The organism is Metabacillus sp. KUDC1714, from assembly GCF_014217835.1.
GTDB classification, from domain to species: Bacteria; Bacillota; Bacilli; order Bacillales; family Bacillaceae; genus Metabacillus; species Metabacillus rhizosphaerae.
In genome coordinates this window covers 2,280,304-2,295,000 of record NZ_CP055263.1, presented here as the reverse complement: position 1 = coordinate 2,295,000, position 14,697 = coordinate 2,280,304, and the positions used below count along the sequence as shown (strand labels likewise).

Below are 14,697 nucleotides of genomic sequence, written 5' to 3'. Positions count from 1 at the left end.
GCGGCGTTGCTCCGTCAGACTTTCGTCCATTGCGGAAGATTCCCTACTGCTGCCTCCCGTAGGAGTCTGGGCCGTGTCTCAGTCCCAGTGTGGCCGATCACCCTCTCAGGTCGGCTACGCATCGTTGCCTTGGTGAGCCGTTACCTCACCAACTAGCTAATGCGCCGCAGGTCCATCTGTAAGTGATAGCCGAAACCATCTTTCAATTTTGAACCATGCGGTTCAAAATGTTATCCGGTATTAGCTCCGGTTTCCCGGAGTTATCCCAATCTTACAGGCAGGTTACCCACGTGTTACTCACCCGTCCGCCGCTAATCTCAGGGAGCAAGCTCCCATTGATTCGCTCGACTTGCATGTATTAGGCACGCCGCCAGCGTTCGTCCTGAGCCAGGATCAAACTCTCCAATAAAGTGTTTGATATAGCTCATAAATTTGTACTATATAGTACGTTGTTTTGTTAATTGAAAATTAACGTTGGCACGCTTGGTTTTGTTTAGTTTTCAAAGATCATTTATTAGTCGTTCTTAACGACTAGGTATTTATCATAACATTTATACTTTTTTAAGTCAATAACTTTTTTAAAAGTTATTTTTCTGAAATAGTAATGTTACTTCTGTTTGAGGACAGGAGTTAATAATAACCTATATTTATAAATGAGTCAATCATTCTAGTAAACTTTTTCAATAAAATTTTAGATGAACTTGTATATAGAAAGAACCTAAAGTGTCTTCTTCTCATTTTCTGTAAAAACCCTTGATCTCGTTAAAAACCTTACACCCTCAGGCCCTTCTAATGAAAACATCCCACCTCTTCCTTCGACAACATCAATAATTAATTGTGTATGCATCCAATAGCCATATTGTGCTTTACCTATATAAAACGGACATTCCTCAATATATCCTAGTAAAATATCTTGCTCACCAATTAAAACTTCATCTGCTTGGTAGCACATCGGTGAACTACCATCACAACACCCTCCAGATTGATGGAACATTAATGGACCATGTTTCTGCTTTAAATCACCAATTAATTCAGATGCTTTTTTTGTACAAACTACTTTTTTAACTTCCTCCATACCTCTTTCCTCCTTAATAATGTAAACTTCCGCATTAAACTTAAGATGCGGAAGTTTACATATTTCATATATTAAAAGAATCCTAATTTAGTTTGACTATAGCTAACTAACATATTTTTTGTTTGCTGGTAATGACTAAGCATCATTTTGTGGTTTTCTCTTCCTATACCAGACATTTTATAACCACCGAATGCTGCATGTGCAGGATAAGCGTGGTAGCAGTTTGTCCAAACACGTCCAGCTTCAATTCCTCTCCCAAATCTGTATGCAGTATTTATATCTCGAGACCAAACTCCTGCACCTAATCCGTATAAAGTATCATTTGCAATTCCCAATGCATCTTCCTGATTTTTAAATGTAGTGACCGAAACTACCGGACCAAAAATTTCTTCTTGAAAGATCCTCATTTGATTATGCCCTTTAAAAACAGTTGGTTTTACATAATATCCTCCGCTTAGGTCACCTTCTAGATATTTTCTTCCTCCTCCGGTTAAGAGTTGCGCTCCTTCTTGTTGCCCGATATCAATATAAGAGAGTATTTTTTCTAACTGTTCTGTAGAGGCCTGTGCACCTATCATTGTGTCAGTATCTAAAGGATTAGCCTGTATAATTTCATTAACACGCTTTAATGCCTTTTCCATAAAGTCATCATAGATAGATTCTTGAATTAAAGCACGGGATGGACAAGTACAAACTTCTCCTTGATTAAGAGCAAACATAACAAACCCTTCGATTGCTTTATCTAAAAAGTCATCATCTCTATCCATTACATTTTCAAAGAATATATTTGGAGACTTACCACCAAGTTCGAGTGTAACTGGGATTAAATTCTGAGATGCATACTGCATAATAAGTCGCCCTGTTGTTGTCTCACCTGTGAAAGCGACTTTAGCTACACGGTTATTAGTAGCAAGTGGTTTGCCTGCCTCTACCCCAAAACCATTAACAATATTAACAACACCCTTTGGTAAGAGATCTGCGATTAATTCCATTACAACTAAAATACTTACAGGTGTTTGTTCTGCAGGCTTCAGTACAACACAATTTCCAGCTGCAAGAGCAGGTGCAAGTTTCCAGGTTGCCATTAGAATTGGAAAGTTCCAAGGAATGATTTGTCCTACTACTCCGAGTGGTTCATGAAAATGATAGGCTACAGTGTCTTTATCTACCTCACTAATGCTTCCCTCTTGAGAGCGTATACACCCTGCAAAATATCGAAAGTGATCAATTGCTAATGGAATATCTGCATTCAAAGTTTCCCTAATTGGCTTTCCGTTATCCCAAGTTTCAGCCACTGCTAGCATTTCTAAATTTTGTTCTAGCCTGTCCGCAATTTTATTTAAAATATTTGCTCTTTCGGCAGCAGACGTTTCACCCCATGATTTTTTCGCTGCATATGCCGCATCGAGCGCATGTTCAATATCATCAGATGAAGATCTAGCTACTTCACAAAAAACACGCCCATTCACTGGTGATACATTCTCGAAGTATTTCCCTTTTACCGGTGGCGTCCATTCTCCACCAATATAATTTTCGTACTTTGACTTAAATGTAACCTTTGACCCCTTTGTACCCGGTTCTGAATAAATCAATTAAAATCCCTCCTATTAATTATTTCAAGACAGAAAATGATAGTAGAAAGTTTATTATGTAAGCCTTGTCCAATCTATCAATATATACCTATTCTAAAAAAATGGGTTTATTACATTAATAAGAAAAAACTTGTCCAAAACTTCTCATTACTGTTTAAATACTAATCAGAGAATTAGTGAGTAATGAAAAATAACCGCCTAAATTAGACGGTTACTTTTATATAATCCCCTTACATTTAGGGCATTCATATAGACTTCCAATCTCACCATAACTTCTTTGTAAAGTTTCTTCCATTAAAATGTTACATCTAGGGCAGTTCAGCTTTTTGCTTTGTCTTTTTTCAGATGACAAAACTACGACACCTCCTAGTGTATTATATTAAATAAAACTTTTTTAGGTTCTTTCATTGCCTTATGCTTCTCCCACTCCTCAGGCTAATAGGTTAAATTTGTCTTTGATCCTAAATTATAAACCTTACGGTTTATAAAAAGACAATAAAAAAAGACCAGTATCTCTACTGATCTTTTTCTCTCTTACCTGGCAACGTCCTACTCTCACAGGGGGAAACCCCCAACTACCATCGGCGCAGAGAGCTTAACTTCCGTGTTCGGATATCGGCTTGCGATAAGCGGCGAATCTCTTCGTCAGCTTGTTCATTCAGATCCTCATGTGCCAAGAACGCACATTCCGGTCTTCATTCACTGCGCTTTCTCGACCTTCTTGCTTCTCCCAAGCCTCAGGCTAGTAGGTTAAATTTGTCTTCATTTTTAAATGATTAAACCTTGCGGTTTAGAAGAAACTTACAAAAAAGACCAGTATCTCTACTGATCTTTTTCTCTCTTACCTGGCAACGTCCTACTCTCACAGGGGGAAACCCCCAACTACCATCGGCGCTGAAGAGCTTAACTTCCGTGTTCGGCATGGGAACGGGTGTGGCCTCTTCGCCATCATTACCAGATAATTTATGAAATTGAAGGGATATTCCTTCAAAACTAGATAACGATTCACAATTCAATTCACTTCATTTAACGCTTTTATTAGGTTAAGTCCTCGATCGATTAGTATCTGTCAGCTCCACACGTCACCGCGCTTCCACCTCAGACCTATCAACCTGATCATCTTTCAGGGATCTTACTAGCTTACGCTATGGGAAATCTCATCTTGAGGGGGGCTTCATGCTTAGATGCTTTCAGCACTTATCCCTTCCGCACATAGCTACCCAGCTATGCCTTTGGCAAGACAACTGGTACACCAGCGGTGCGTCCATCCCGGTCCTCTCGTACTAAGGACAGCTCCTCTCAAATTTCCTACGCCCACGACGGATAGGGACCGAACTGTCTCACGACGTTCTGAACCCAGCTCGCGTACCGCTTTAATGGGCGAACAGCCCAACCCTTGGGACCGACTACAGCCCCAGGATGCGATGAGCCGACATCGAGGTGCCAAACCTCCCCGTCGATGTGGACTCTTGGGGGAGATAAGCCTGTTATCCCCGGGGTAGCTTTTATCCGTTGAGCGATGGCCCTTCCATGCGGAACCACCGGATCACTAAGCCCGACTTTCGTCCCTGCTCGACTTGTAGGTCTCGCAGTCAAGCTCCCTTGTGCCTTTACACTCTACGAATGATTTCCAACCATTCTGAGGGAACCTTTGGGCGCCTCCGTTACATTTTAGGAGGCGACCGCCCCAGTCAAACTGCCCACCTGACACTGTCTCCCAGCCCGATAAGGGCTGTGGGTTAGAATTTCAATACAGCCAGGGTAGTATCCCACCGACGCCTCCACCGAAGCTAGCGCTCCGGCTTCTCAGGCTCCTACCTATCCTGTACAAGCTGTACCAAAATTCAATATCAGGCTACAGTAAAGCTCCACGGGGTCTTTCCGTCCTGTCGCGGGTAACCTGCATCTTCACAGGTACTATAATTTCACCGAGTCTCTCGTTGAGACAGTGCCCAGATCGTTACGCCTTTCGTGCGGGTCGGAACTTACCCGACAAGGAATTTCGCTACCTTAGGACCGTTATAGTTACGGCCGCCGTTTACTGGGGCTTCGGTTCAAAGCTTCGCTTACGCTAACCTCTCCCCTTAACCTTCCAGCACCGGGCAGGCGTCAGCCCCTATACTTCGCCTTGCGGCTTCGCAGAGACCTGTGTTTTTGCTAAACAGTCGCCTGGGCCTATTCACTGCGGCTTTTCCGGGCTATTCACCCTAAAAAGCACCCCTTCTCCCGAAGTTACGGGGTCATTTTGCCGAGTTCCTTAACGAGAGTTCTCTCGCTCACCTTAGGATTCTCTCCTCGCCTACCTGTGTCGGTTTGCGGTACGGGCACCTCTCACCTCGCTAGAGGCTTTTCTTGGCAGTGTGGAATCAGGAACTTCGGTACTATAGTTCCCTCGCCATCACAGCTCAGCCTTATGTGACAACGGGATTTGCCTCGTTGTCAGCCTAACTGCTTGGACGCGCATATCCAACAGCGCGCTTACCCTATCCTTCTGCGTCCCCCCATTGCTCAAATGGTGAGGAGGTGGTACAGGAATTTCAACCTGTTGTCCATCGCCTACGCCTTTCGGCCTCGGCTTAGGTCCCGACTTACCCTGAGCGGACGAGCCTTCCTCAGGAAACCTTAGGCATTCGGTGGAGGGGATTCTCACCCCTCTTTCGCTACTCATACCGGCATTCTCACTTCTAAGCGCTCCACTAGTCCTTACGGTCTAGCTTCACAGCCCTTAGAACGCTCTCCTACCACTGTTCTAAAAGAACAGTCCACAGCTTCGGTGATACGTTTAGCCCCGGTACATTTTCGGCGCAGAGTCACTCGACCAGTGAGCTATTACGCACTCTTTAAATGGTGGCTGCTTCTAAGCCAACATCCTGGTTGTCTAAGCAACTCCACATCCTTTTCCACTTAACGTATACTTTGGGACCTTAGCTGGTGGTCTGGGCTGTTTCCCTCTTGACTACGGATCTTATCACTCGCAGTCTGACTCCTGAATATAAGTCTTTGGCATTCGGAGTTTGACTGAATTCGGTAACCCGTTGGGGGCCCCTAGTCCAATCAGTGCTCTACCTCCAAGACTCTAAATTCAAGGCTAGCCCTAAAGCTATTTCGGAGAGAACCAGCTATCTCCAGGTTCGATTGGAATTTCTCCGCTACCCACACCTCATCCCCGCACTTTTCAACGTGCGTGGGTTCGGGCCTCCATTCAGTGTTACCTGAACTTCACCCTGGACATGGGTAGATCACCTGGTTTCGGGTCTACGACCACGTACTCTTTCGCCCTATTCAGACTCGCTTTCGCTGCGGCTCCGTCTCATCAACTTAACCTTGCACGGGATCGTAACTCGCCGGTTCATTCTACAAAAGGCACGCCATTACCCATTAACGGGCTTTGACTACTTGTAGGCACACGGTTTCAGGATCTATTTCACTCCCCTTCCGGGGTGCTTTTCACCTTTCCCTCACGGTACTGGTTCACTATCGGTCACTAGGGAGTATTTAGCCTTGGGAGATGGTCCTCCCTGCTTCCGACGGGATTTCTCGTGTCCCGCCGTACTCAGGATCCACTCTGGAGGGAACGAAGTTTCAACTACAGGGTTGTTACCTTCTTTGACGGGCCTTTCCAGACCTCTTCATTTACTTCGTTCCTTTGTAACTCCGTATAGAGTGTCCTACAACCCCAAGAGGCAAGCCTCTTGGTTTGGGCTAATTCCGTTTCGCTCGCCGCTACTCAGGAAATCGCGTTTGCTTTCTCTTCCTCCGGGTACTTAGATGTTTCAGTTCCCCGGGTCTGCCTTTATTACCCTATGTATTCAGGTAAAAATACTACTCCATTACGAGCAGTGGGTTTCCCCATTCGGAAATCTCCGGATCAAAGCTTACTTACAGCTCCCCGAAGCATATCGGTGTTAGTACCGTCCTTCATCGGCTCCTAGTGCCAAGGCATCCACCGTGCGCCCTTAACAACTTAACCTTCGACATTAAAAATGTCATTTAAATCAATTATTAAGAGAATCACTAAACTAAGCGTTTAAACTCAGTGAATTACTTGAATTGTTATCGTTATCTAGTTTTCAAGGAACATAAAGCACAGGATGTGCAAATGCTGAATGCATTTAAACTCCTATGTCTTTTCTTACTTATAATGAAAGATCTAAAATAATCTCTCAAAACTAAACAAAAACCAAGTGTGCCTCATTTTCCTTAGAAAGGAGGTGATCCAGCCGCACCTTCCGATACGGCTACCTTGTTACGACTTCACCCCAATCATCTGTCCCACCTTAGGCGGCTGGCTCCTTACGGTTACCCCACCGACTTCGGGTGTTACAAACTCTCGTGGTGTGACGGGCGGTGTGTACAAGGCCCGGGAACGTATTCACCGCGGCATGCTGATCCGCGATTACTAGCGATTCCAGCTTCATGCAGGCGAGTTGCAGCCTGCAATCCGAACTGAGAATGGTTTTATGGGATTGGCTTGACCTCGCGGTCTTGCAGCCCTTTGTACCATCCATTGTAGCACGTGTGTAGCCCAGGTCATAAGGGGCATGATGATTTGACGTCATCCCCACCTTCCTCCGGTTTGTCACCGGCAGTCACCTTAGAGTGCCCAACTAAATGCTGGCAACTAAGATCAAGGGTTGCGCTCGTTGCGGGACTTAACCCAACATCTCACGACACGAGCTGACGACAACCATGCACCACCTGTCACCACTGTCCCCGAAGGGAAAGGTATATCTCTATACCGGGCAGTGGGATGTCAAGACCTGGTAAGGTTCTTCGCGTTGCTTCGAATTAAACCACATGCTCCACCGCTTGTGCGGGCCCCCGTCAATTCCTTTGAGTTTCAGTCTTGCGACCGTACTCCCCAGGCGGAGTGCTTAATGCGTTTGCTGCAGCACTAAAGGGCGGAAACCCTCTAACACTTAGCACTCATCGTTTACGGCGTGGACTACCAGGGTATCTAATCCTGTTCGCTCCCCACGCTTTCGTACCTCAGCGTCAGTTACAGACCAGAGAGTCGCCTTCGCCACTGGTGTTCCTCCACATCTCTACGCATTTCACCGCTACACGTGGAATTCCACTCTCCTCTTCTGTACTCAAGTTCCCCAGTTTCCAATGACCCTCCACGGTTGAGCCGTGGGCTTTCACATCAGACTTAAGAAACCGCCTGCGTACGCTTTACGCCCAATAATTCCGGACAACGCTTGCCACCTACGTATTACCGCGGCTGCTGGCACGTAGTTAGCCGTGGCTTTCTGGTTAGGTACCGTCAAGGTACCAGCAGTTACTCTGGTACTTGTTCTTCCCTAACAACAGAACTTTACGACCCGAAGGCCTTCATCGTTCACGCGGCGTTGCTCCGTCAGACTTTCGTCCATTGCGGAAGATTCCCTACTGCTGCCTCCCGTAGGAGTCTGGGCCGTGTCTCAGTCCCAGTGTGGCCGATCACCCTCTCAGGTCGGCTACGCATCGTTGCCTTGGTGAGCCGTTACCTCACCAACTAGCTAATGCGCCGCGGGTCCATCTGTAAGTGGTAGCAAAAGCCACCTTTCAATTTTGAACCATGCGGTTCAAAATGTTATCCGGTATTAGCTCCGGTTTCCCGGAGTTATCCCAATCTTACAGGCAGGTTACCCACGTGTTACTCACCCGTCCGCCGCTAATCTCAGGGAGCAAGCTCCCATTGATTCGCTCGACTTGCATGTATTAGGCACGCCGCCAGCGTTCGTCCTGAGCCAGGATCAAACTCTCCAATAAAGTGTTTGATATAGCTCATAAGTTTTGTACTATATAGTACGTTGTTTTGTTAATTAAAAATTAACGTTGGCACGCTTGGTTTTGTTTAGTTTTCAAAGATCATTCACTGCTTGTCCAACCCTTTGAAAGGCTAGAAATTAATCATAACAATTTCGATAGGTAATGTCAACTATTTTTAATAAGTTTTTATAATCAGTCGAAATTATTTTATCTGATTTGTTATGGCAGAATTTCATTCTAAACTATATATCAATCTATGTCAAACGTTTTTTATCATTACTTCCTATAAAGTTTTCAACTATCTTCTACTTGTCGAAATGTAAAATACCTTTGTCCTAAGTAATTTAAAACAGTATATAAAATAGCAGCAAGTAATACTGAAAATTCATCCTTATATAAATCAAGATTGAAAACGTTACTATCATGAATTATTTTATATCCTAGCTGATATGAAATAATATAGCTCCCAAAAATAACAAGGATAAATATGATTATTCCCTTTCTATTACTTACATTACTTTTGAAAGTGAAAATTTTATTAAGAGTATAACTTATTATAGCTCCAATACTATTACCTATAAATGTAGAAAACCAATATGACAGGCCAAATACGTTTAACAATAATAGGATCAAAGAAAACCCAATACAAGTGTTTACAAGCCCAATTACTAAAAACCTTATAAAGGTGTTTGTTCTATTAAAGTAATTCTCGACGATTTTGGCCAATTGAATCGACATATACATCCCTTTCAGTAAGCTGTTGAGTGAGGTTATACGTATCAATGTCTACAATATATTTGGGTCTACGCTTTGATTCCTTGTATATTTTACCGATATACTCTCCTATTAATCCAATGGCTATTAATTGCAGTCCTCCAATTAACCAAATTGAAGTGATTAAAGATGTCCACCCTGTCTCCGTTTCTCCTATGAACTTCAGAGTAATAAAATAAGATCCAAATAATAAACTTGTAAAAAAGGAGAGAAAACCCACTAACAATACAAAGCGTATGGGAGTAACAGAAAATGAAGTAATTCCTTCAAATGCAAAAGATAACATTTTCTTTAGTGGGTACTTTGTTTCCCCAGCAAACCTTTCTTTACGATCGTAATAGACAGATGTAGAAGGAAAACCAATTAATGGTACAATTCCTCTTAAAAATAAGTTTACTTCCTCAAATTTTTCTAATTCCCCAATTGCTCTCTTACTCATTAATCGGTAATCAGCATGATTATAAATGAGATTAACGTCCAGCTTTTGCATCATCGTATAAAATGCTTCTGCTGTAGTTCTTTTAAGTACATGATCTGTATCACGTTTCCCACGTACACCGTAAACAATATCAAATCCTTCTTTAAATTTTAAGATAAACTCTCTAATAACGTTTACATCATCCTGTAAATCTGCATCTATAGACACTACACAATCAGATGAAGTTTTCCCTGCTACCAGGCCGGCCAATAAAGCATTTTGGTGACCGACATTCCTTGCAAGCTTTAGTCCATGTACTCTATTATTTTTTAAACTTTCTTTATATATAATGGACCATGTTTTGTCTTTGCTTCCATCATCCACAAACAAGATTTTACTTTGACCAGCAATTAGTTTTTCTTCAATCAAATTATTTAAGACCTCATTTAGCTGATTCACTGTTTCAGACAACACATCTTCCTCGTTATAACACGGCACTACAATCGTAAGAATAGGCTCAACCATTATATAACCTCCAAGGCTTTTATAAAGCTTTATATAGATAGATCTTCCAAGCTGATAAATCAGATTCAAATGTTCTGTCGAGAACGAGTTGATTATCTAATGCATTTTCGATAGGAACAGCTGAAAAAATGTATGATCCGCCCATCTTTTTGAAGGCTTCAGTATTTAATTCAAGATTCTTTAACGTTTTCTTCGAATTCTTCTTAAACATATAATGCTTACCCAATTCAGCTGTAAAAATATAACAACGTCCACCCCACTCGTCAAAGTAGGTTCTAATTGTTTTATTTTTTGAAAGCTCTTTTTCAATAATCTTTCTAAACTCATATTTGTATGTTAATGGGTAAAAATTATTATAGGTATCAAGCGTGTAAAATCCGTTATATTGAGCAATTGCAGGGTGGATTCCAATACTAGCAACACGATAATCTTTTTGGGGTAAACCAATATGTGATTCAATCTCTTCGAAGAGATCCTCAGAGTAGAACTCCGACACTGAAGGCTTTTTCCGATAAATAATTTCATCATTAAAACAAAATAATAATAAGATTTGAGCTATTAAAAAGAATATTGCATATTGTCTCCATCCTTTACTATGATCCCATATGATTTTTAAGCCCAATGCAAATCCAACATAAATAACTAATGGTCTCAAAAATTGAAACCTAGCAAAATTAAACGTATCCATAAAATGAAACTTCCTCGTTAATGGAAGCCAACCCTTATAAAACCAAAAGGCATACCACGCTGACAAAATAAAGTTAAGTAATAAAAGGAATATAAATGCTCCTTCTTGTTTCCAAAACTTTTTAACTATAACCAGATATAAAGCAATCAAAGTTACAGCTAATATAAATAGGCCGTGCACAGTCATAACATGTGTATGTCCTAGCACAAAGTTCTTAAAAGTTAAGCGAATAACTCTCCATAAGGAAAGCCTCGCATGGAAATATTCATCTCTACTATTAGGTTCTTCATCAAATAAAAAGGAGTAAATTAATCTATATTCCACCACAAGATATAACAAGGTCATATAAATAATGGCTAGTAGAAATTGAACGTTTCGTTTCCCTCTAAAAAAATCCACTACCCAAAATACCCCCATTGCAAATAAGAAAAAGAAAAAACCTAGTACAATACTCGAATACAAGGGGAGTAGAGTTAAAACAAGGTAATGCTTCCAAGTACCATTTCGATGTCTTATATGTAAAAATGCCCAAAGTGCTAACGGCATACCTAATGTGCTCAACATTCCAGATGGCCAAAAAGGCGTTAAGGAAAATGCTAAAGCTACACCTACATTGAAGACCATAAAATCCTTATTCCTAATAAAGTGATCTTTTAGTAATAAATACATTCCTATAAAAGCAAAAATTCGTGTAATCATTTGACTAATTGCGTAAGCTGTCATAGTCGGGAATATTGAATACAACCAAACAATAAGACTAAATTCAGTTCCATATGCATTTCTAGGTAGACCATTTATTACTTGCGGAATAGTTGCATTTTTAGGTCCATGAATTTGTCCACTAGCACTCAAAACTTTGTACCAAGCCATATTAGAATCCAGATTGTCATGCACTCGAATATGAGCTTTTTCCCCAAAAATAAAAAGTGGTACTAAATAAATACAGATGATTAATAAGGAAAATATGATTAACTTCTTTTCTGACTTAAAATAACTTAATGACAACATTCACACCTCTAAATTTATGCATTACATGAAACGTACTATTAACATTTACTGAAATTGAAGAAAAATACTAAAAAGTGGTCAATTTTACAAATTTGCACTCAAAAAAACAACAAAAAAAGACCAGTATCTCTACTGATCTTCCATCCTTTTTCCTTAAAATGTGTCCTGTCATTGATCACGTGTCGCTATTAGTAGAAGTTCCTTTATTTGTTTCTCCTAAGACTAAAACTAGTCGTTTGCGTTTGGATTTATCTTCATTTTATATAAATTCACATTCTTTACTAAATAATCAAACAAAAAGGTTATATATTAAATAGTGGATGTAAGCATAAAAATAAAAAACGTTTCTTTATCATATGATAACTTTGCTACTTTCTCTCGTTTAGTTACATTGGATTAATATAAAGGGTCGCTCCATTGTCCATTTTCAGATTATAATATGTATCTCCTAATGAGGACTCGATTATTTTGACGTCATCACCTGTTAGTGAACAGTTTGCCGCAAACACAGGAAGCTTCAATGTGATTTCTGTCTCTCTATCAGCAACGATTTCTCCGCATAAAGCGTGAGTTTCTGTATTCCATGAAACAGAAACCCTCCCGGTCATAAAGCGAAAGTCCGTTACTTTCCCCTTTTTCCACTTTGTAGGAAGAGCCGGTAATAGTTTGATTAGTTTTGGAGAAACAAATAGGAGCATTTCCTGGACTGCATTAATAATACCCATACTAGCATCTAATTGGATTGGCGCTGTCTCAATTTCCATACTCAACCCCATATTTCTCCAATCATTATGTACGGTGAAAAGGTTATTTAAGAGACATGAGCGTGAGAGGATATTTAAGCATTCTAAAGCTTTGTCTCCATCGTTGATTCTTGCCCATATACTCGACATATGTGCCAGAGACCAACCGGTTTGTGCACCTAATATTCTCTTTGATACAGCCATTCTAAATGCTTCAAACAGTTCCTGATCTTGTTCTTGGTTCAATTCTCTACCCGGAAAAACAGGATAGACGTGGGAAATATGACGATGATTGTACCGATCATCAAAGTCAGGGTGTAACCATTCCCTAATGGCACCATCTTGGTTGATTTCATACAGTGGGATACGTGTAAGCATTTTCTCCCATTTTTCAATTTCATCCAAATAAATTGATGCTTCGTTTGCTCCTTCAATTAAATGCTGTAGCACTTCTTTCATTATGGCAAAATCCATTGTTGCATTAATTGTCGTTGGCATAGGATGAGCAAGGTGCTTCCCGTCCTTCGGCATAAAATTCTCTGGTGTATTTTCGGGTGAAACTGAGGGTAGATACTGATAAATACCTCCCTCACCCATTACAAGGAAATCCTCATAAAATAGAACTACTTCTTTCAAAAATGGGAGTACTTTCTCAACTAAAAGTTCCTTGTCTCCAGTGTATAAATAATAATCATAATAATGCTGTGCCAGCCATCCAGCTGCTCCTGTCCAATTCATAATGACAGGGACGATTTGGTTTGGAACACCAATGCCAGGGGTTGTACCTGCTGGGATATATATACCTCGACAGCCATATAGCTTTCTAGCATTCTCTCGAAAATCATCCATCATTTCCTCGTAATAGTTGAATAAGGCTGGCACAAATTCAGACAAACCCCCTACAGCTGCATGCCAATACATCATTTGAATGTTCTCATTAGCCATCCGATGGCACCACATGAGACGGTAATCCCCGCCCCATAGACCATACATCCCAAACGGCTGTCCCTCAGGTCTAGAACCAGAAATAAAAAGATATCTACCATAATTCCACAATTTCTCTATTAACTGAATAGGAGCTTCACCTTCATAAGCTTCTAAAAGGAGTTCTTCGTTTGATTGGTCCTCTTTCACATCACTCAATTGTAAGGAAGCTGTGTGAAAGAGTTGCGAATGTATAGGAATGTGTGCTTGTAGCAAGTCTTGATAATCACCATGAATGTCTAATAGCTCTTGTTGAAGCCTTGACCATTCTTGTACATGTTCTCCTTTAATAAAAACCTTCATCATTATTTGTATATGTTCAGCATCCTCACAAAAAAGACGATCATTTTCTATGATTACCTTTCCGCCAGTAGGGATCATTCGTAATACTGCCCCATATTCAGTGTTATCATCATTTTTTGCCGCAAAAAAGATAAAATGATCCTCTAACTTAAGCTGAACTGTAGCTTCTAATTCTTTTACCCGCAGTTCCATGCTGTTACTATCTGTTTTACGTAGGCCAAGCTGAAGCTCTGTCGTTAGAGATTGACTCGTTGATTTTATTTCATAAACTACCACATCATTAGCTCGTGAAACAAATAAATTTCGTTCAAATTGCTCTTCCCCTTCTTTCCACCTTACTAATACTTCTCCAGTATCCATATCAACTTCTCTACGATAATGTTTAAATCCCTCTGTTTGCTGCATCCTAAGTGTTAATTCAACAAGAGGTAAAAACGAGGCTAAGCGAGTACGATATCCGTTTTCTTTTAATGTATTTGTTAAATGCCAGCTAGCTTCATTGTATTTTTCTTTCTTCATTAGTTCACGTGTTTCGTTCAGCGTGTAACTAACATCTGGAAGTGTATCTTTTTTCCCCATATGCCATAGCCCTTCATGGTTGATTAAAATCTTTTCCACACTCACACCTCCTGAAACAGAAGCACCTACTTTGCCACTTCCAGAGGGAAGCCCTTCCCTCCACATATTCCTCCACCATGCTGCAGGATATTTCAAAGAAATGATATTGCTAGAATTGTTCTTATCAATCATGCTTATAACCTCCAATTCCATTCTTTGTAATAAAAGATCACATGTCAGAGACAAGTGATCTTTCACGATTAATCTATTTGTTT

At 40.9% G+C, this 14,697-nt stretch carries 6 protein-coding genes and 4 rRNA genes (1 of these 10 only partly in view); all 10 read right to left on the bottom strand.

The genetic code is table 11. The features are described from left to right. A 16S ribosomal RNA gene (locus HUW50_RS10940) occupies positions 1-409 on the bottom strand (it extends 1,141 nt beyond the left edge of the window). A gap of 309 nt (positions 410-718) precedes the next feature. Next, positions 719-1,075 (bottom strand): DUF779 domain-containing protein, encoded by a 357-nt coding sequence (locus tag HUW50_RS10935; protein ID WP_066336206.1) that lies wholly within the window; start codon positions 1,073-1,075, stop codon positions 719-721. 71 nt (positions 1,076-1,146) lie between these two features. Next, positions 1,147-2,667: an aldehyde dehydrogenase gene (gene adh, locus HUW50_RS10930; protein ID WP_066336213.1), complete on the bottom strand. Its 1,521-nt coding sequence runs from the start codon at positions 2,665-2,667 to the stop codon at positions 1,147-1,149. Positions 2,668-3,510: 843 nt separating this feature from the next. Then, positions 3,511-3,626: ribosomal RNA gene (gene rrf / locus HUW50_RS10920) — 5S ribosomal RNA — on the bottom strand. An 80-nt stretch (positions 3,627-3,706) separates the two neighbouring features. Further along, positions 3,707-6,637 (bottom strand): 23S ribosomal RNA (locus HUW50_RS10915). 234 nt (positions 6,638-6,871) lie between these two features. Continuing rightward, positions 6,872-8,421, bottom strand: a 16S ribosomal RNA gene (locus tag HUW50_RS10910). The 16S, 23S and 5S rRNA genes sit together here, the layout of an rRNA operon. A 294-nt stretch (positions 8,422-8,715) precedes the next feature. Further along, a complete protein-coding gene (locus HUW50_RS10905) occupies positions 8,716-9,159 on the bottom strand; it encodes a GtrA family protein (protein ID WP_157094452.1) in 444 nt (147 codons plus the stop codon). Next, the gene (locus tag HUW50_RS10900; protein WP_185653902.1) at positions 9,119-10,138 is read right to left on the bottom strand and encodes a glycosyltransferase family 2 protein; all 1,020 of its coding nucleotides are present in this window, start codon (positions 10,136-10,138) and stop codon (positions 9,119-9,121) included. Before HUW50_RS10900 ends, HUW50_RS10905 begins: the two co-directional genes overlap by 41 nt. Before the next feature lie 19 nt (positions 10,139-10,157). Then, positions 10,158-11,831, bottom strand: coding sequence for a DUF6044 family protein (locus HUW50_RS10895; protein ID WP_066336112.1), 1,674 nt, complete (start codon positions 11,829-11,831; stop codon positions 10,158-10,160). A gap of 389 nt (positions 11,832-12,220) precedes the next feature. After that, positions 12,221-14,614, bottom strand: a complete 2,394-nt coding sequence (locus HUW50_RS10890) for a glycosyl hydrolase family 95 catalytic domain-containing protein (RefSeq protein WP_066336096.1) — start codon at positions 14,612-14,614, stop codon at positions 12,221-12,223. Between the last annotated feature and the right edge of the window lie 83 nt (positions 14,615-14,697).